The 17,337-nt window shown below is 68.0% G+C and carries 12 protein-coding genes and 1 pseudogene; 5 read left to right on the forward strand and 8 right to left on the reverse strand.

Translation table 11 applies throughout. The features are described 5' to 3' along the window. Positions 1 to 27: 27 nt before the first annotated feature. The 7 genes from KXS11_RS05860 to KXS11_RS05890 form a co-directional block, all read right to left on the reverse strand. Positions 28 to 1,107, reverse strand: coding sequence for an ABC transporter permease (locus KXS11_RS05860; protein ID WP_437384615.1), 1,080 nt, complete (start codon positions 1,105 to 1,107; stop codon positions 28 to 30). Between the two features lie 55 nt (positions 1,108 to 1,162). Next, positions 1,163 to 1,993 (reverse strand): ATP-binding cassette domain-containing protein, encoded by an 831-nt coding sequence (locus KXS11_RS05865; RefSeq protein WP_437384616.1) that lies wholly within the window; start codon positions 1,991 to 1,993, stop codon positions 1,163 to 1,165. Between the two features lie 179 nt (positions 1,994 to 2,172). Beyond that, a complete protein-coding gene (locus KXS11_RS05870) occupies positions 2,173 to 2,820 on the reverse strand; it encodes a nucleoside/nucleotide kinase family protein (RefSeq protein WP_437384617.1) in 648 nt (215 codons plus the stop codon). A gap of 133 nt (positions 2,821 to 2,953) precedes the next feature. Then, positions 2,954 to 3,598: a transaldolase family protein gene (locus KXS11_RS05875; RefSeq protein WP_437384618.1), complete on the reverse strand. Its 645-nt coding sequence runs from the start codon at positions 3,596 to 3,598 to the stop codon at positions 2,954 to 2,956. Next, the gene (locus KXS11_RS05880) at positions 3,595 to 4,281 is read right to left on the reverse strand and encodes a transaldolase family protein (protein WP_437384619.1); all 687 of its coding nucleotides are present in this window, start codon (positions 4,279 to 4,281) and stop codon (positions 3,595 to 3,597) included. Before KXS11_RS05880 ends, KXS11_RS05875 begins: the two co-directional genes overlap by 4 nt. Next, positions 4,281 to 6,749 carry an alpha-ketoacid dehydrogenase subunit alpha/beta gene (locus KXS11_RS05885; RefSeq protein WP_437384620.1) on the reverse strand — a complete coding sequence of 823 codons (2,469 nt, stop codon included), beginning with the start codon at positions 6,747 to 6,749 and terminating at the stop codon, positions 4,281 to 4,283. Before KXS11_RS05885 ends, KXS11_RS05880 begins: the two co-directional genes overlap by 1 nt. Positions 6,750 to 6,799: 50 nt before the next feature. Then, positions 6,800 to 8,053 (reverse strand): dihydrolipoamide acetyltransferase family protein, encoded by a 1,254-nt coding sequence (locus tag KXS11_RS05890; RefSeq protein ID WP_437384621.1) that lies wholly within the window; start codon positions 8,051 to 8,053, stop codon positions 6,800 to 6,802. A 127-nt stretch (positions 8,054 to 8,180) separates the two neighbouring features. On the opposite strand from KXS11_RS05890, the gene KXS11_RS05895 reads away from it, so the two are divergent. The 5 genes and pseudogenes from KXS11_RS05895 (at position 8,181) to KXS11_RS05915 (ending at position 15,663) form a co-directional block, all read left to right on the forward strand. After that, a complete protein-coding gene (locus KXS11_RS05895) occupies positions 8,181 to 9,134 on the forward strand; it encodes a sugar-binding transcriptional regulator (protein WP_437384622.1) in 954 nt (317 codons plus the stop codon). A gap of 177 nt (positions 9,135 to 9,311) precedes the next feature. Next, positions 9,312 to 9,872 (forward strand): annotated as a pseudogene (locus tag KXS11_RS05900) (beta-galactosidase trimerization domain-containing protein); the annotation flags it as partial. Between the two features lie 212 nt (positions 9,873 to 10,084). Then, positions 10,085 to 11,830, forward strand: a complete 1,746-nt coding sequence (locus KXS11_RS05905) for a DUF5605 domain-containing protein (protein ID WP_437384623.1) — start codon at positions 10,085 to 10,087, stop codon at positions 11,828 to 11,830. Positions 11,831 to 11,986: 156 nt separating this feature from the next. Next, a complete protein-coding gene (locus KXS11_RS05910; RefSeq protein WP_437384624.1) occupies positions 11,987 to 13,270 on the forward strand; it encodes a multidrug effflux MFS transporter in 1,284 nt (427 codons plus the stop codon). Beyond that, positions 13,267 to 15,663 carry a glycoside hydrolase family 3 N-terminal domain-containing protein gene (locus KXS11_RS05915; protein ID WP_437384625.1) on the forward strand — a complete coding sequence of 799 codons (2,397 nt, stop codon included), beginning with the start codon at positions 13,267 to 13,269 and terminating at the stop codon, positions 15,661 to 15,663. Before KXS11_RS05910 ends, KXS11_RS05915 begins: the two co-directional genes overlap by 4 nt. A 100-nt stretch (positions 15,664 to 15,763) precedes the next feature. On the opposite strand, the gene KXS11_RS05920 is transcribed toward KXS11_RS05915, so the two are convergent. Next, positions 15,764 to 17,296: a family 43 glycosylhydrolase gene (locus KXS11_RS05920; RefSeq protein ID WP_437384626.1), complete on the reverse strand. Its 1,533-nt coding sequence runs from the start codon at positions 17,294 to 17,296 to the stop codon at positions 15,764 to 15,766. Between the last annotated feature and the right edge of the window lie 41 nt (positions 17,297 to 17,337).

Raw genomic sequence — 17,337 nt, forward strand, 5'->3', positions numbered from 1 at the left:
GCAGGGACGTGGGACCGGAGGCCTGGTTCAGCGGTTGGAGGCTTTGACGCGAAGTTGGTCGCCGTAGACCGCGAGCACGATGATCACGCCGATCGCGATGGTCTGCCAGAACGATGCGACACCCGCGAGGATGAGGCCGATCTGAAGGGTGGCCGTGATGGCCGCACCGACGACGGTGCCGATGATGGAGCCGCGGCCGCCGACGAGACTCGCCCCACCGATGACCGCGGCAGCGATGGCTGCGAGCTCGGTGTTGACCCCTGCGAGCGGCGAAGCGCCGACGAACCGGGACATGAGCAGGAAGCCTGCGACACTCGCGAGGACACCAGCGAGCACGTAGACACGGACGAGCTGCGCATCGACGGCGATGCCCGCCCGGCGCGCTGCGGCCGGGTTGCTCCCGATCGCATAGGTGCGCATGCCGAACCGTGTGCGGGCGAGGAACAGTCCTGCGATCACCGCGATCACGATGGTGACCGCGACGGGGACGGTGAGCCATCCGCCGAACAGCGTCGTGTTGCCGATGATCGTCAGCTCAGGCGGAAGCGTCACGATTTCGGTACCGCCGCTCAGGACGTTCGTCGTGCCGGAAGCGACACCGAGCATGCCGAGCGTCGCGATGAACGGCGTGATCTTGAGCTTCGTGATGACCAGGCCGTTGACCAGGCCCATGACGCCGCCGCTCCCCAGGGCGACGACGAGACCGGTGAGGATGACCGGCACGCCGCTCGAACCGCCGTCGATCATCGCCCGCATGGCGACCGCGGAGATCATCGCCGAGCATCCCAGGACGGCGCCGACGGAGAGGTCGATACCGCCGGTGATGATGACGAAGGTCTGTCCGATCGCGAGAAGGACGATGACGGTGGCGGACTGCGAGGTCGCGATCCAGCTCGCCTGTGTGAGGAAGGACGGGGCGATGATGCCGAGCACCACGACCATGGCGGCAAGGATGAGGACGCGCGCCACATCCCCGTCGCCACGCCCGAGAAGCTGACCGAATCGGCCGAGCGGGGTGGTCGGACGACGGACGGTGGTCTGGATGCTCGTCGTCGCAGGAATGGTGGCCATCTCGGCGAGCGGCGTCGCGGCTGTCTTGGTCTGCATGGTGTCTCCTCGGCGGGTGGGTCGGTCGTCGGTCCGGTGCGCCGGCGTCGTGAGGTCACTGGACATCTGCGCGCTCCCGATCGGTCGCCTGCTGCTTCGCGGCATCCGGGGCCTGTTGCTCGACGACTGCCGCCCCGGTGATCCAGCGGATGATCTCCTCGACGCCATGTTGCTTGGGGTCGAGATCTGCGACGATCCGGCCGCCGAAGAGGACGAGCACGCGGTCGCAGATCTCCTGCACCTGAGGCAGGTTGTGGCTGATGAGGAGCACAGGGAGCCCGGTCGAGGCGACGTTCTGGATGAGCTCGCCGACGCGTTGCTGCTGCTCGACGCCGAGAGCGGCAGTCGGTTCGTCCATGAGGACGAGGTGGGATCCCCAGGACACTGCACGGGCGACGGCGATGGCCTGTCGCTGGCCGCCGGAGAGTGCGCCGGCTCGCGTGGTCGTCGCACCGATGCGAATCTTCGTGGCCGTGAGCTGCTGCTCCGCCTCGGCGACCATCGCGTCCCGGTCGAGCCATCCGAAGAGCTTGCCCAACAGACCCGTCGTGACCTGCTCCCGACCGAGGAAGAGGTTCGACCAGATGGGCAGGTCCGGAGCGAGGGCGAGGTCTTGGTAGACGGTCTCAATGCCGAGCCGGCGTGCCTCCACCGGGCTCGCGAGTTCGACGGGCTCACCGAGGAACTCGACGCTGCCGGAGGACGGCGCGACGGCACCGGACAGGATGCCGATGAGTGTGGACTTGCCCGCTCCGTTGTCGCCGACCAGGCCGACGATCTCGCCGGGTCGGATGTCCAGGTCGACGCCACGCAGTGCCTGGACGTGGCCGTAGTGCTTGGTCACCCCGCGGACCCGAAGGACGGGCGTGCTCTCGTTCGATGACATGGTCGGGACCTCCATTGGTTCCGCTCGTTTGAGCGCTTGCCGCTCGTATGTGATTGAAGAATACGTCGTTCGGATCCGCCGCACAAGCGCCAAGTCCTGCGTCGTCCCGGCGGATGTGCGCGCGACGAAGGGACCGCCTGGAGGCGATCGGTGATGTCCGCGTGCGGGTCGGTGCTGCGTCAGACCCAGGGGATGATGCGGTCGGCCCGCCCCCTGGTTGACGCGACGAACTCCGCGTTCGCCTGGTCGGTGCTCCCCGCCCAGGCGACGGCCTGATCCCGCGTCATCCCCGAAGCGATGTGGCGCTCGATCAGCCGGGGCACCCGCAGCGAGTCAGGCGTGTCCAGGTACCAGACCTCGTCCAGCAGGTCACGAACCTGCGCCCACGCTCCCTCCTCTGCCAGCAGGTAGTTGCCCTCCGTGATGATCACCTCGGCCGCGCGCGGGACGGCGATCGATGCGGCGATCGGATCCTCCAACCCCCGGCGATAGGAGGGCGCGTAGACGATCGGCTCCTTGCGCGCTCTGATGCGGGAGAGCAAGGACAGGTATCCGTGCACGTCGAAGGTGTCGATCGCCCCCTTCCGCGCCCGGAGTGGTGTGCCCTCCGTGATGGCGTCGGCGAGGTGGAAGCCGTCCATCGGCACGACGACGCATCGGTCGGTGCCGAGCCCGGCCTGAAGCAGCTGGGCAAGTGTCGTCTTCCCGGTTCCCGGGGCTCCGACGAGTCCGAGGATCCGGCGTGGTCGCTCCGGGCCCGCCTCGCGCCCCAGCTCCTCGACGAGCGCCGCGACATCGGCGGCGACGGTCACGTCCGTGGTGTCCACAGCGTTCCTCTCCTCGCGGGCCACCATGCCCGCCTCACCCGACCCCGCAAGCACGAGCGCGCACCAGTTGGGTCATACTCTGCACGACGACGGACAGGCCGGCAATCGTCGCGGCTCCGCTGGTCATTCACCATCACAGCCAGCCCGCGCTGATCTGTTCGAACTCCTCGGCTGACACCTCGGTGATGGGATCGATGAGCATCGCCTCGAGCACCGGCACGTCGGCGGTGATGTGCGCGACGCCGTGTAGGGCGAGGGTCGCGGCGGCATTCGGCGAGCGGACGCTTGCCACGAGCACCTTCGTCTTCGTGGGTGCAAGGATGCGGTTCATGCGGGTGACCTTCGAGAGCCCGTCCTCTCCGGAGTCGACGATACGCCCGAAGTACGGCGCGATGTAGTCGGCGCCGATCGATGCGGCGGAGGTCGACTGGGCCAAGCTGTAGACGGCCGTCAGCAGCACCCGCACGTCGCGATCGATCAACTGAGACGCGACTCGGAAGCCGTCCGGTGTCGCCGGGACCTTGACGATGACCCGGTCACCGAAGTCTGCGATCCGCGAGGCGGCTTCCAGCATCTCGTTGCGGCTTCCACCGGTCGCCTGCATGAAGATCTCGCGTGCGCCCGCCGACGCGAACCGCTGATACAGCCGTGGGAGGTCACTGTTGGTCAGCCCGTCACGCGCGATGATCTTGGGGTTGGAGGTCACGCCGTGCACGAGGCCGTCCTCCAGCAGCGGGATGACCGCGTCGACGAGGGCACTGTCGGCGTAGAGCTTCACGCGAGCACCGCGCTCTGCCCCGCAGCGACGAACGCCAGTTCACCCTGAGCGAGGCGCTCGAAGTTCTCCACCGCGGCAGCCGTGACATCGTCCTCGAAGAGGAGATCCCACACCGCCGGGCCGAGGGTGAGGTGCTGCACGCCGGCTGAGGCGAGGGCGAGCATCTGCGCCGGCGTCCGCAGGCTTCCCGCGAGGATGCGCAGCGGCGAACCAGTGGCGGTGACCACCGCTTGCATCGCAATCGTCTCTGCGAGGCCGTCACGGCCGGACGCGATCATCCGACCGACGAACGGTGCGAGGAACCCCGCCCCGGACGCCATGATCGGCAGTAGCTGTGCGGCGGAGTGGACGGCTGTGACGAGCACCTCTCCCCCCACCGACAACCGGGCCGCCGCTTCGACGCCGGCACGTGACGCGGGCACCTTCACGACCACGTTGGACGCGAGCGCCCGCAGTGTCTCGCCGCGGTCGGCGATCTCGGCTGCCTCGGCCCCCCACGACTGCACGAACACCCGGCGGGCGCCGGCGTCGTTCGCCCACGCCACGAGGTCTGGGAGGTCTGAACTGCCGAGCCCGGCCCTCTCGAGGATCGCAGGGTTCGTCGTGACGCCGCCGAAGAGGCCGGTGGCGAGCAGACGGGTGACGTCCTCGCGAGACGCGCTGTCGATGTAGAACGTGACCATCAGATACCCCGCGCGCTCTCGTCGAGGGTGCCGTCGGCGCCTGGACCCTCCTGGGCGACGTGGCCGACGAGCGGGACGATCCGGTTGTGGACGGCGTCGATGATGTCGGCCGGGGTGACGAAGAACTCCCACTCGAGTTCGGCCGGGGGCGCGATCCAGTTGCGGGCGCCGAGCACGACGACGGGTGCATCGAGGGCGTCGAACGCCTCGACCCCGACCTTCGCCGCGACGGTGTTGAGCCAGCTGCCGCGGAGGTTGGCGTCGGAGACGCAGATCAGGCGACCGGTCTTCTCGACGGACGCGAGGAGGTCGGTGTAGTCGAACGGGACGAGCGTGCGTGCGTCGATGACCTCGGCTCGCAGGCCGTAGCGCTCCTCCAACTCCTGTGCGGCGTCGAGCGCCCGGTACAGCGCGGCCCCGACGGTGAGGATCGTGAGGTCTCCGCCCTCGCGCACGATGTTCGGCGTGCCGATCTCGGTGACGTAGTCCTCAGCCGGAACGCCGTCCTGATGCACGGTCTCCGGCAGGTCGTACAGGCGTTGGCTCTCGAAGAACAGCACCGGGTCGTTGCCGATGAGGGCCGATGCGAGCAGGCCCTTGGCATCGCGTGCCGTCGCGGGGAAGACCACCTTCAGACCGGGGACGGTCGCGACCATCGAGCTCCAGTCCTGAGAGTGCTGCGCACCGTACTTCGCGCCGACCGAGACCCGCAACACCATTGGTACCTCGATGAGACCGCCGGACATCGCCTGCCATTTCGCCATCTGGTTGAAGATCTCGTCACCGGCTCGACCGATGAAGTCGGCGTACATGAGTTCGACGAGTGGCCGACCACCGCTCAGCGCGAAACCGACCCCGGCGCCGACGATCGCCGCCTCGGAGATGGGCGAATTGAACAGGCGGTGTCGCGGTAGGAATTCGGTGAGCCCGCGGTACACACCGAACGAGCCACCCCAGTCGCGGTTCTCCTCACCCCAGAGCGTGATGCGGTCGTCCTTCGCGGTGGCGGAGGTGATCGCCTCGAAGAGGGCGTCGCGGAAGGTCACGGCCTTCGCACCGCTGAGGATCTTGCCGTCGACCACCCCGACGCGGGACTTCTTCGCGATGGACAGCCGGTGGGGCAATTCGTCGAGCGGCACGGTCGTCTCGCCGGCCGGTGTCGTCAGCGGATCGACGACCGTGTTGTTGAACGTGAGGTCGGCCATCACTTCGGGATCGCGGCGGAGGTTGAGCCGCGGAGAGACCGAGCCGTCGATCGCGACCTCGAGGGCCGCCCTGACCGTCTGTTCCGCCCAGCTCTTCAGCTCGTCGTGACGTCCGGCCGCGATGACGCCGCCGTCCACCAGGCGGGCGAAGTAGCTCGTGATCGGATCGATCGCACTCCACAGGTCGACCTCGTCCTTGGTGCGGTAGGAGGATGCGTCGCTTGGGGAGTGCCCGGACAGACGGTAGGTCTGGCAGTCGATCAGGACGGGGCCTTCGCCCTCCTCGATGTGCCGGCGAGCGGACTCCATGGCGTCGATGACGGCGAAGGGGTTGTTGCCGTCGATCGTCTGGGCGTGCATGTTGTGGGCGTTGATGCCGGCACCGATCCTCGCGAGACGCTCATACGCCATCGTCTCGCCGATCGTCTGGCCGCCCATGCCGTAGAAGTTGTTGACGATGAAGAACACGACGGGCAACCCGCCTCGATGCCGCTCGTCCATGAGCCGGTCGAGCTGTGCCATGCCGGCGAAGTTGAACGACTCCCACACCGGCCCGGTGCCCGTCGAGGCGTCGCCGATGCTCGCCACGACGATGCCAGGCTGCGCGCGCAGCCGATTGTAGAGCGCCGCGCCGGTGGCGAGCGGGGCGGACCCGCCGACGATCGCGTTGTTCGGGTAGATGCCGAGGGGCGGGAAGAACGCGTGCATACTGCCGCCGAGTCCACGGTTGAAGCCTGTGCGGCGGCCGAAGGTCTCCGCCGTCATCCCGTACATGAGGTAGTTGATCGCCTGCTGTTCGAAGTCCGCCGCCGCGAGGCGGTCCTGCACGACGTTCCAGATCGCTCCGTCCGACCACGCCTCGAGAGCACCGTTCAGTGATTCCGCGGTGGAGCGGCTGATCGCGGACAGGCCCTTCGCGACGACCTCACCGTGGCTCCGGTGCGACCCGAAGACCTTGTCGTCGACGTCGAGGGTGAACGCCTGGCCGACCGCTGTGGCCTCCTGACCGATGGAGAGGTGCGCAGGCCCGGCATGGACGTACTCCACGCCGAGGTACGCGCCTTCGCGCTTGATGGCGTTCAGCATGAGTTCGAACTCTCGCACGAGCAGCATGTCACGACCGATGCGCTCGACAGCTGCAGCACCGTGCTGCGCAACCTCGCGCTGCAGATCGGGTTCGTAGGCGTTGACGGCGATCGAGCCGAGCGAGGTCTCGGACCGACGACGCACGTCGGCCGGGTCGATGAGGATTTCTTTGGCCATGATTCGTGTCCTTCGTACGGAGTGGTCGTTTGGTGTCGGGGTGGCCGGGTTCAGAACGCTGCGAGGACGTCGATGGTCTCGATGGCGCCCGCGATGTCGGCGAGTAGCGCGGCGGCGGCGGCACCGTCGATCGCCCGGTGGTCGAAGGTGAGCGACAGCGGCAGCAGCGCCGGAGCGTCCGGATGGCTCCGGTGCGTGGTTCCGACGCCGAGGATCCCGGTCTGCGGCGGGTTGAGCACCGGCGTGAACCAGTGCACGCCGAGGCCTCCGAGGTTCGAGACGGTGAAGGTGCCGCCCTCCATCTGCTGTGCCGCGAGTCGGCCGGCGCGTGCAGTGTCGATGAGCGACCGGGATGCCTCCGCGACACCTGCGAGGGTGAGCGTGTCCGCGGCGGGGATGACCGGGACGAGCAAGGCCTGCGGGGTGTCGACGGCGAAACCGAGGTTGACGTGTGAGAACTGACTGATGCCGTCCCAGTCGAACCAGGAGTTCGCAGCCGGATGCTTCACGACGGCGCGCGCGGTGGCGAAGAGCAACAGGTCGTTGACGCCGATCTTCGGCCGGCCTGTTGCCACGGTGACCGTCCTCAGCCGGCCTGCATAGGCGAGCAGCGCGTCGGCCTCTGCGTAGCGGGTGATGGTGAGTTGCGCGGTCTGCTGCAGCGAGGCGTGCATCCGCTGTGCGGTCACTTTGCGAGCTCCACGCACGGGCACCACCGTTGCTGCATGAGCGGGCGGCAGGAGGGCGGTCGATGAAGCGGGTGCCGAGGTGGACGGCGGACCGGACACGGCCGCCGCGGCGGTGGGTACCGCTTCCGTCGCCGCGTGACGCTTGGCAGTCAGCACATCCTGGATGATGATCCTGCCGCCCGGACCACTCCCGGTGAGCCCGGCGAGATCGATGCTGTTGCGCTCGGCGAGCAGCCGGGCCCGCGGCGAGGCGGGCACGCGCTCGCTCACCCCGGACCGGGCGTGGCGCTGCGCTGCTGCGACGGTTCCGCCGGAGGATGGCGCCGTCGGCGCACCCTCGGTCGGCGTGTCGGGGGCCGGACTCGTGTCGGCGACGACCTCACCGGCCTGACCGAGGATTGCGAGGACACCGTGCTCCGGGGCGTCCTCGCCCTCGTCGAACAGGATCTTGAGGACGACCCCGTCGGCCGGCGCATCGACTTCGATGACGGCCTTCGCGGTCTCCAGGGTGACGAGGATGTCGCCGGCGTTCACGGTGGAACCGACAGCGACATTCCAGTCCAAGACGACAGCGTCTTCCCCCGCGTTCCCGGTGGTGGGGACTCGAACGTCCATTGACATGAACTCTCCGCTCATACGTGCATGATGCGCTCATTCGAGCGATGGTGCTACCGTACACTAGCGGGGTGGAGGCGTCAAAGGATGAATCCGCCCATGAACACGCAGCAGTGGAGGCGGAACCGTGACCGATCTCGAACAGCGCCGAGCGCGCCCGCAGGTGTCGCTGGAAGCTGCCCTCGTGGCTCGGCGGTATTACATCGACGACCGTCAGAAGAGCGAGATCGCCGAGGAACTCGGTCTCTCCCGGTTCAAGGTCGCTCGCCTCCTCGATGAGGCGAAGGCCAGCGGCATCGTGCGCATCTCCATCGACATGCCCGCCGAGATCGACGTCCCGCTCGGAGAAGAGCTCGCCGCGGCCTTCTCCCTCTCGCGCGCGATCGTGGTCCGCACCTTCGGCGACGACGCCTCACGTGGCCCGGTACTGGGCGCTGCTGCAGCGGACTACCTCGCCACGGCCATCGGCCCGGAAGACGTCCTCGGCATCTCCTGGGGCTCCACACTGACCTACACCGTCGACGCGGTCTCGAGTATCGCCGCCGCTGCCGTCGTGCAACTCGTCGGCGGCGTCCGCGCGGGAAGACTGCAGGCGAGCGGGGTCGATCTCGTCCGCCGCCTGTCCGAGAAGACCGGCGGAGGCGCCTACCCCCTCCACGCGCCACTCCTCGTCCGGACGCCTGAGATGGCCCAGCAGCTCCGCACCGACCCGAGCCTCGCCGAGGCGATCGGCCGCTTCCCGACCCTGACGAAGGCCCTCGTCGGCATCGGTTCCTGGCAGCCGCCGAAGTCGTCGTTGTTCGAGGAGTTCGATGCGGACGAGCGCGAGACGCTCCTCGCCGACGGTGCCGCAGCCGACATCTGCACACTCGTCTTCGACGAGAACGGGACTGCGCTCGATTCGACCCCGTTGAGCCGTTCGGTCGGCATCACGCTCGACGAGCTGCGTCGCTTGCCCGAGGTCATCGCCGTCGCCGGCGGCCCGGCGAAGGCGAACGCCATCGCCGCGGCCCTGCGAAGCGGCACGGTCGACACGATCGTCACCGACATCGAGACCGTCGAGCACATTCTCGGGCGCTGAACCAGCGCGGACGACGAGTTCCCACCAGCCCCAGGCTGCGTCCGGCCCGATTCTCCCGCCGCTTCGGAACGCGCTGGCGGCCACTGGAGGACGAGAGCTGAGCACACTCGCGATGTCCTCAGGAGCGCCGATCCGCGCGAGCGGGACGACGCCACGTACGACGGCGTCGACGTCCTCGGCCCCTGCGCCGATCTCAGCACGTACGACGTCGTGATCGCCCCGCTCCTGTACCTCGTATCCACCGAGACCGCCGAGAATCTGACCACGTTCGTCGAACGAGGTGGCCGTCTGCTCGCTTCCACCTTCACCGACGTCGTCGACGAGACCGACTCCTTCCGCCCCGGCGGATATCTGCGCACACTCGGAGACGTGTTCGGCATCAGCGTCGAGGAGTACGACGCGCTCGGCCGGTTCGTCGACGGTCCGATCGCAGGTGCGCCCGCGTTCACCGCGAACCGCTTCGGCGACGGCGTCGGCTACTACCTCGCCACGATCCCGGACGATGACGGCATGCGCTCCGTGATCGAGTGGGTGGCGGACCAGGCAGGGGTCAGGGCAGAGATCGCCGGCCTTCCCGAGTTCGTCGAAGCGAGCAGGCGAGGCGAACACGTGCTGCTCATCAACCACGGTCCGGAGGCGGTATCACTCGTGATTCCGCCCGCTGATGGCGCCGACACCACGGCCGGCGTGCGCCTGGAGCTCGGGACGCAGGAATGGGTGTGGATGCACCGTCCGTGACGGTCGGCGAGGGCATCGTCGTCCTTCTGAGGTGTCGTGGATGCGACCGCAGCAGTCCGCAGCCACGATAGAGAGGGCGATTGCCGACCGCGCTGTCATTGCGCAAAACTCTGCACCGGCCGAGCACCGGCGTGCCTGCCGGAATAGGGTTGCCGGGCACCCGTTGGCGCAACCGCGGACGGGTCCGACTCACTGACGAGGAACCAGCCGACATGCGCACCATCTCCCCGCGAACCAAAGCCGACGCAGCGCTCTTCGAGCCCTCCGCAGAACAGGCGATCCGTGAGATCGCCCCACAGGTCTACGACTCGCCGATGGTGCGGACGCTGGGTGACTTCCCGCTCCAGGCGCTGCTGAACCTGATCCTCAACGGAGACGAGCCGCTCGTAGCTCGGATCATGGGCGCGATCGCCGAGTTCCCCGATCTGAGTCCTCAGGCACCCGTCGAACCGGTCATCGTTCCGTCCGCCGACTACGAGTCGGCCTCGGTACCGGTAGGGAGTGCCCGGATCCGGTCCGTCCGCGGCGGTGGCGCCCGACGCCGCTCCGAGATCGTCATCGACGGCCCATCGCACGGCAACCCGTTCGTCGACGTCGACCTGACTGCCACCTTCCAACTCGACGATATCGCGGTCCACGCCGGCGGGTTCTACGACGGCGACGGCACCTACCGCATCCGGTTCCTTCCGCCGACGGCCGGCACCTGGCGATTCCGCACCTCGTCGAACGCGCGCTCGCTCGACGGGCTGACCGGGGAGATCCTCGTCGACGAGACCAACGATCGAGGCCCCGTCCGTGCGGGCGCCACGCACTTCGCCTACGCGGACGGTTCTCCCTTCACACCCATCGGGACCACTGCATACGTGTGGACGCACCAGCCCCAGGAACTCCAGGACCAGACCGTCCAGTCCCTCGCCGGGGCACCGTTCAACAAGCTGCGCATGGGCCTGTTCCCGAAGTCCTTCCTCTACAACGAGAACGAGCCAGACCGCTTCGTCTTCGAGCGGGGCGAGAGCGGTGACTGGGACCTGACCCGGTTCGACATCGCGTACTTCGCGAACCTGGAGCGCCGACTCGACGAGCTCGAAGCCCTCGGCATCGAAGCCGACCTGATCCTCTTCCACCCGTACGACCGGTGGGGGTTCGCGGCGATGGGAGCGACCGCCGACGACCGCTACGTGACGTATGTCACTCGGCGTCTGTCCGCATTCCGGAACGTCTGGTGGTCGATGGCGAACGAGTACGACCTCCTGCTCACCAAGGACACCGCTGACTGGAACCGACTCGCCGGCCTCGTGCGCTCGAACGACCCGGTCGGTCACCCGCTGTCGATTCACAACTGGGTCGAACTGTTCGACTACTCGGTCGATTGGGCGACGCACAGCAGCATCCAGCGCGGCGACCACGCCATCGGAGGCATGATCAGCCAATGGCAACGGCAATGGGGCAAGCCGGTCGTCGTGGATGAGTTCGGCTACGAAGGCGACATCGATCAGGGGTGGGGGAACCTCACGGCGGAGGAGGTCGTCCGGAGGTTCTGGGACGGGGTCCTGCACGGTGGAGCGCTCACCCATGGCGAGACGTTCCGAAGCGCCGACGACGTCCTCTGGTGGTCGAAGGGTGGACCGTTGCGTGGCGAGTCCCCCGAGCGACTGCGATTCCTCCGCGAGATCATCGAGGCCTCCCCGAGTGGACGGATCGAACCCGTCGCGAGCGACTGGGACTTCCCCTCCGGGGGCGTCGCGGGCCGCTACATCGTCACGTACTACGGCGCGAGCAGACCCGGATTCCGTGACGTCACCATCCCCGACGGTATGACCGCCCGGATCGAGGTCATCGACACCTGGAACATGACGGTCGACGCGGTACCCGGAATCCACACCGGGGTCACACGCGTCGAGCTCCCGGCTCGCCCGTACATCGCCTTGCGGCTCACGGCGGTCGACGAAACAGACTGAGGCGATGGTGGGTCGCGCCTCTCCTCGCGACCCGCCATCACCTTTTGCGCAAGAGTTGCGCGTTGTCGGCCACGTGCTGGCAGCGTGTTCGCAGGGTCCTTTGCACCCGGCCGGTTCCGTCCCGGAAATGCTGTCCACTTCCAGGAAGGGCACTCCGTGCCGAACCGCAATCTCATCGCGCCGACGACGCCATGTGTCTCAACCCGGTTGATCGTCGTCCTCGGTCTCCTCGCTGTCCTCGGCCCACTCACCATCGATCTGTACCTCCCGGCGTTCCCCCAGTTGCAGGAGGAGCTCGGTACGTCCGCCGCCCAGGTGCAGCTCACCCTGTCGGCCGCGACGCTCGGCTTCGCTCTCGGACAGCTCGTCGTCGGCCCGTGGAGCGACAGCATCGGACGACGACGACCATTGCTCATCGCCACCGCCGTGCACATCGCAGCAAGTCTTGCGATCGCCCTCGCCCCGGACATCAGCTGGGTGCTCGCCTTGCGAGTCGTGCAGGGCGCGGGCGCCGCCGGCGGTGGCGTCGTGGCCATGGCGATGATCCGAGACGTCGCGGAAGGTCGGCAGTTGCTTCGGGGGCTTGCACGCGTGGCCCTGTTCACCGGCATCGCCCCGGTGGTCGCACCATTCGTCGGAGCGCAACTGATGGTGGTGCTCGATTGGCGAGGCATCTTCGGAGTCGTCGCCGCGTACGGCGTCGCCGTGCTCGCCATCTCGATCGTCTGGGTGCCGGAGACGCTGGCGCCTGAGCGGCGCTTCGACCGCTCCGACCGCTCCGCCGTCTGGCACAGCTATCGGACGCTCCTCACCAACCGGCGGTTCGTCGGCATCTCGCTCATCGGCGGGATGATGGTCTCCTCGGTCTTCGCGTACCTGTCCTCCTCCTCGTTCCTCTTCCAGGAGCAGTACGGACTGACGCCGCAGCTGTATGGACTGATCTCCGCCGGGAACGCCGTCGCGTTCGTGATCGGCACGCAGACCTCGGCCGTCATCGCACAACGCCTCTCACCGTGGCGCGTCCTCACGATCGTGCTCCCCGCGATGGCCGTCACCGGCTTCTCGCTCGGTCTCATCGCACAGGCGTCCGCAGGGCTCGCCCCCGTCATCGCCGCGATGCTCGTGTTCATGATGTTCGCGGGGGCCTGCGGGCCCTGCCTCGGCGCGCTGGGACTCGCCGATCACGCTGCGCGGGCGGGCACCGCCGCGGCGCTGATGGGCGCAGCGAACTTCGGTCTCGCCGGGCTCGCATCGCCGATCGTCGGTGCGATCGGCATCAGCACCATGACCCCGCTCGGGGTGGTGATGGGGATGGCGATGACCGTGGCAACCGCAGCGCTGTGGCTGCTCGTCCGCCGGACCCGCTCAGGAGACCAGGTCGCACCTGGACAGACAACAACAGCAACCGCAACGCCGCGGTCCCCAAGGAGGACTCGATGAACAGCAGCAGACACCTCGACAGCGCACTCGCGCCAGAGACCCGGGCTCGCGCACTGCTCGAGCAGATGACCCTTCGTGAGAAGGCGCACCAACTGACCTCGGTGCCCGTGTGGTGGCTCGTGAAGCCGGACGGCTCGACACCGCTGGAGCAGGCCGACACGCTCGCCAAAGGCCCGGGTCACATCGCGAACTTCGGGGTCGACAGCCCCACCACGATGGCCGACGTCATCGGGAGGCTGCAACGCACGGTGGTCGAGGGGACGAGGCTCGGCATCCCGATGCTCGTCCACACGGAGGCGCTGAACGGCTTCCTGGCCGGCGGCCACATGGTGTTCCCCACTCCCACCGGCCTCGCCGCGACCTGGAGTCCCGAATTGGTGCGGGAAATGGCAGAGACCATCCGCGGACAGATGAAGCGCGTCGGCGTCCGCCAGGCGCTCTCGCCGAACATGGACATCGCTCTCGACCCCCGCTGGGGCCGCATGCACGAGACTTACGGCGAGGACCCGTATCTCGCTGCCGCGCTCAGTGTCGCCTTCACCCGCGGCATGCAGGGCGCCGACCTCCGAGAGGGCGTGCTGGCAACCGCGAAGCACTTCGTCGGTTACAGCATGCCCGAGGGCGGGGTCAACCTGTCCGCCTACGAGGGCGGGCGACGTCGCACGCGCGACCTGTTCGCTTTCCCGGTCGAGGCAGCGATCCAGGAGGCCGGTCTCGGGTCGGTCATGAACGCGTACTCCGACGTGGACGGCGTACCTACGGCGGCTTCGAGGGAAACGCTCACCGAGCTCCTCCGCGACACTCTGGGATTCCGCGGATTCGTCTCCTCGGACTACATGACGCTCGAGCACATCGTCACCCGGCAGCATGCAGCGAAGACCCCCGGTGAAGCCGCCGCCCTGACGATCCGCGCGGGACTCGACACCGAGTTCCCGACCCCGTTCGGATACGGCGACCCGCTGGTCTCCGAGGTCGAGGCGGGGCGGGCGGACATCGCCGACGTCGACACCGCGGTGCATCGCGTGCTGGAGATGAAGTTCCGTCTGGGGCTGTTCGAACAGCCGTATCCGACCGAGCACATCGATCTGCCGCGCGTCGCGGCGGAGGGACGGGAGCTCTCCGAAGAGTTGGCCCGACGGTCCGTCGTCCTCCTGCAGAACGACGGCATCCTCCCGCTCACACCCGGGACGCAGTCCGTCGCCGTCATCGGACCGCACGCCGACTCGGTGACCTACCAGTTCGCAACCTACAGCTATCCGGCGTTCCGGGAGATGACCCAGCACATGACGTCAGGCGGCATGGGCAACATGGTCGGGATCGACCCGGGCATGGCCGCATGGAACACCCAGGTGTTCACCGCCACCCCTGTCGATCAGTACGTGCGGGAAGAGCTCGGCGCCAGGTCGCTCGCAGACGCCGTCGCCGACCACGCGCGTGACGTGCAGCTCGCCCCCGGGAGCTCGCTCACCCGCGCACTGCCAGGTGCTGCGCTCGCTGAAGCGGTCGCGGCGGCGGAGGCGTCCGACGTCGTCATTCTCGCCCTCGGTGGCGCGAGCCTGTGGTTCAACGGTGAACGCACCGAAGGGGAAGCGAGCGACTCCGCAGACATCGCACTCCCGGCGGCGCAGGCCGAGCTCGCCGAAGCGATCGCCGCAACCGGCAAGCCCGTCATCGCGGTCCTCGTGCAGGGTCGCCCATACACGCTGCCCGAGGTGGTCCAGGAGATGTCGGCCATCGTCGTGACGTCGTACAACGGGCCGTTCGGTCCGCTCGCCGTCGCGGACGTCCTGTTCGGCGAACGTGCTCCGGAGGGCCGACTGCCGTACAGCATCCCGCGCCACACCGGCCAGATCCCTGTCTACCACCACCAACGAGCCGGCACCGGCTATCGAAACCCCCTGCCGCCCGACGTGGCGGAACTGTATCTCGACATGCCGGCGACACCCCTCTATACGTTCGGGTACGGGCTCACCTACACGACCTTCAGCATGTCGGACCTGTCCGCGCCGTCCGAGCTCGCCATCGACGGCGCCATGGAGGTCTCCGCCACGGTGACGAACACCGGGGCCCGGGCCGGGGTGCTGGTCCCGCAGCTCTACCTGCGCGCCGAGGCGGTCGGCGTCACCCGTCCGGCGCAGCAACTCGCGGGCTTCACCCGACTCGAGCTCGCGCCGGGCGAACACGCACGACTGGTGTTCACCGTCTCCGCAGCGCAGCTCGGATACACGGATCTGGCCGGCGACTTCGTCGTGGATCCCGGCCGACTCGAGCTCTGGGTGGCGCAGGACGCCGCCGACGAGACTGATCGGGTCGAGGTGCAGGTCGTCGGAACCAAGCGCCCCCTCGCCTCAGCGGAGCGGGCGTTCTTCTCGACGGTCGACGTCCAGGCCTGACACCCGACGAGTCCGGGTCTCCCCCGTGCGCTTGCACAGGACAGACCCGGACTTCTTGGTGCTCAAGGCCGTTCAGTCCCGGTGTCGACAGTCCAACCGTTCAGCGCGGCGTGTAGGCGACGGAAAGCAGACGGCCGCCCTCCGCTGTCGCTCCGACCGCGAGCATACGACCGGTGAATCCGCCGGCCACCTCCGTTGAGACGTACCTGCCATCCATGCGTCCCAGCTCGTGCTCGACACGGTCCTCATCGACGACGGAGAGGACGATGTCGTCTGGGCCGGAGAAGTACAGGGGCGCCGGCTGTCGTCGCGGGTCGACGGCTTCGATGCGCACGGTGACGCTCGCCCCGCCCAGCGCGATGGAGCCGAGTTCGTGGGTGATGTCCCCGAGTTGCGCGACTGCTCGCACCGCCCCCTCGTCGACGATCAGTCCGTACCAGTGACGATCGTCGAGACGCAGCAGGAACCGCCCAGCGGCCTCGACAACGGCCTCCGCGGACCAGCGCAGATCACGCACACGCACGCACAGCAGCCCTGACGAATCCTCCACGTTCGCCAAGTCGACCCCACCCCGGGGGCTCAGCGCGGCCGCGTGCTGCGGTTCGCCTCCCGGCGTCACCCATCTGTCGTGCAATCGCTCAGCGTCGAAGTCGTCGACGAACGCCGTGACGGCACGCGGGACGTCGTAGGCGCCGACGTCGAACGACGGCCAGCCGTCCACCCAGTCGATTCCGGCCAGGAAGGTCTCTCGACCGATCACATGGAAACCCGGAGTCGACCCACGTGCGCGGACGCCGAGATAGACGGCGGACCATCTGCCGTCAGGACCTTCGACGAGGTCGGCATGGCCGACGTTCTGGACCGGCGAGGAGACCAAGCTCCGCCGGGAGAAGACCGGGTTCTCCGGGTGCGGCTCGAACGGCCCGGCCGGATGACTCGACCTGGCGATGGTCACCGCGTGGCCGCGTTCGGTTCCTCCCTCGGCGAGCATGAGGTACCACGTGCCGGAGATCTCGTACAGGTGCGGCCCTTCGGGTGCGTCGAGGCCGCTCCCCTGCCAGACCGGGTACGGGTCGTCCAGCAGTTCCCCCGAGTCGAGGTCGAGCCGGGACTGGAGGATGCCGTCGATCGCGAAGTCCTTCCAGGTGAGATAGCAGGTCCCCTCATCGTCCCAAGCGAGGTCCGGATCGATGCCGAGGGCTCCCGGCACGAAGATCGGATCGGTCCAGGGGCCGACCGGTTCCTCAGCCGAGACGATGAGCTGGCCACCGAAGTAGTCACTCATGTTCGTGGTGATGTACCAGAAGCGGCCTGCGTGATGGCGGAGGGTGCCGGCGTAGATCCCGAGCGATGCGGACGGGTCCCCACGGCGGAACTGGTTCCGCCGCGAGAGCACGTGCCCGATCTGGGTCCAGGAGACGAGATCCGTGCTGTGGAACAGCGGCACTCCGGGGAAGTACTCGAAGCTCGACGTCGCCAGGTAGTAGTCGTGTCCCACTCGGCAGATCGACGGGTCCGGGTGGAAACCGGGGAGGATCGGCTCGCTCGCCCCGCTCCCCATGCGCGTACCGACCATGGTTGTGGCTGTGATCGAGGCCGAGGCCGCGCGAGCGTCGGGAGTGTTCGTCGTCATGACGCGATCGTATGGGTCGCACCGCTTGCCCGACCTGATAT

Source organism: Plantibacter flavus (assembly GCF_051487245.1).
Taxonomy (GTDB): domain Bacteria; phylum Actinomycetota; class Actinomycetes; order Actinomycetales; family Microbacteriaceae; genus Plantibacter; species Plantibacter flavus_B.